This window comes from Moritella sp. Urea-trap-13, from assembly GCF_002836355.1.
Classification (GTDB): domain Bacteria; phylum Pseudomonadota; class Gammaproteobacteria; order Enterobacterales; family Moritellaceae; genus Moritella.
In genome coordinates this window covers 1-1,683 of sequence record NZ_PJCA01000008.1, presented here as the reverse complement: position 1 = coordinate 1,683, position 1,683 = coordinate 1, and the positions used below count along the sequence as shown (strand labels likewise).

1 protein-coding gene is annotated in these 1,683 nt (G+C 48.1%); it reads right to left on the bottom strand.

Annotation, left to right across the window (positions count from 1 at the left end):
• Positions 1-1,683 (bottom strand): hypothetical protein (locus tag CXF93_RS21945; RefSeq protein WP_198551571.1); only part of this gene is annotated, 1,683 nt, incomplete at both ends.

Here is a 1,683-nt window from a genome sequence, read left to right as displayed (position 1 = left end):
TCGATGCTCGCTATTTCATCAGAGCCCACATTCAGTGGGATCTGACCTTCAATTGCCTTATTTTCGTCTGTTGACTCATTAATGGTCACACCGGAATCAGTACCAAACGATAGGTTTGCACCATCAGTAATGGTGATATCAACATTAGCTGGTGCATCTAAATCATCCCCATCGGTATCGGTCGCTTGCACTGGCACATTGATGTGGACGTTGTCACCCTCAAAGGTCACGTAACCACCATCACTTGTCCCATTATGATCTAATGGGACATTCTGCGTAATAGTCACCATCACCTTCACGTCTTGGCCTTGCTGCTCGCCAGATAAAGACACCGTCACTGCAACAACGCCGCTTGGCAATGTACCGATCAAATTACCGCTGCCGTCGACTGTAAAGGTAAGAGCTTCTCCGCCCGAGGTTAGTTCAGCTTGCAGCTCTGCGATTAACGCAGCTTGCAAAGCAGGGTCGATAACAATTGAATCCGGAACAAGACGATCTTCACCCGCTTGAATCACAAACGAGCCAGATTGTGATGCTGGGTAAGTGGTATCTGTATCGCCAACGTTAACGCCGTCACCAACGGTGTCTAAATCGCCTTCATCCAGTGTTAGCATACCTTTATCGCCACCCACGGCATTGCTGCCATCAGTGATATTGATATCCATTGCGCCATCAGTACTGTCACCGTCTGCATCTGTCGCTGTCACGTTCAAATTAATGTTAGTAAATGCACTGCTATCTTGGTTGGTTGATTCACTTTGATCAACAGGACCAGTGACAATTACTTGGTATGAACCATCCGTCGCGATAGTGACTGTCATCACGGCCTCGCCAGCGCTGTCGAGTACAGTTAATATATTATCAACAACCGTAAACGTGGTCGCGGCGCCGTTACTGGTGATCCCCGTTAATCCAGGTTGTGCTACTTGGAAGACAATGCTGTCAATCGCGTCTGAGCCCACATCTAATGGGATCTGACCTGAAATTATATTACCGTTCTCGGTTGACTCATTTATGATCACGCCAGAATCAGTACCAAACGATGGATTTGCACCGTCTGTTATCGTGATATCTACATTGGCTGGCACATCTAAATCATCACCATCGGTATCGGTCGCTTGCACCGGGACATTGATGTGAATTTCATCACCGGCAGAAGTCACGTAACCTGCGTTGTTTGAACCGTTATGATCCAGCGGCACGTTTTGCGTGATAATCACCGTGACTTTCACGTCTTGGCCTTGCTGCTCACCCGATAAAGACACTGTTACTGCAACATCGCCGTTTAATAAACCGACAAGATTACCATCACCATCGACGCTAAAGGTCAGTGCTTCTCCGCCCGAGGTTAGTTCAGCTTGCAGCTCTACGATTAACGCAGCTTGCAAAGCAGGGTCAATGTTGACGGAATCCGGCACTAAGCTATCTTCACCGGCTTTAATCACGAATGAACCCGATTGTGATGCAGGGTAAGTGGTATCTGCTCCGCCCACACCGTTACCATCAACATCTAAATCACCTTCAGCCAGTGTTAGCACACCGTCATCGCCACCCGCGGCATTACTGCCATCAGTAAGGGTAATATCCAATGTGCCGTCAGTGGTATCGCCATCTTTATCGGTCGCAGTCACGTTCAGGTCAATATTGACTTTATCACTCGCGTCTTTCTGATCAACTGGACCA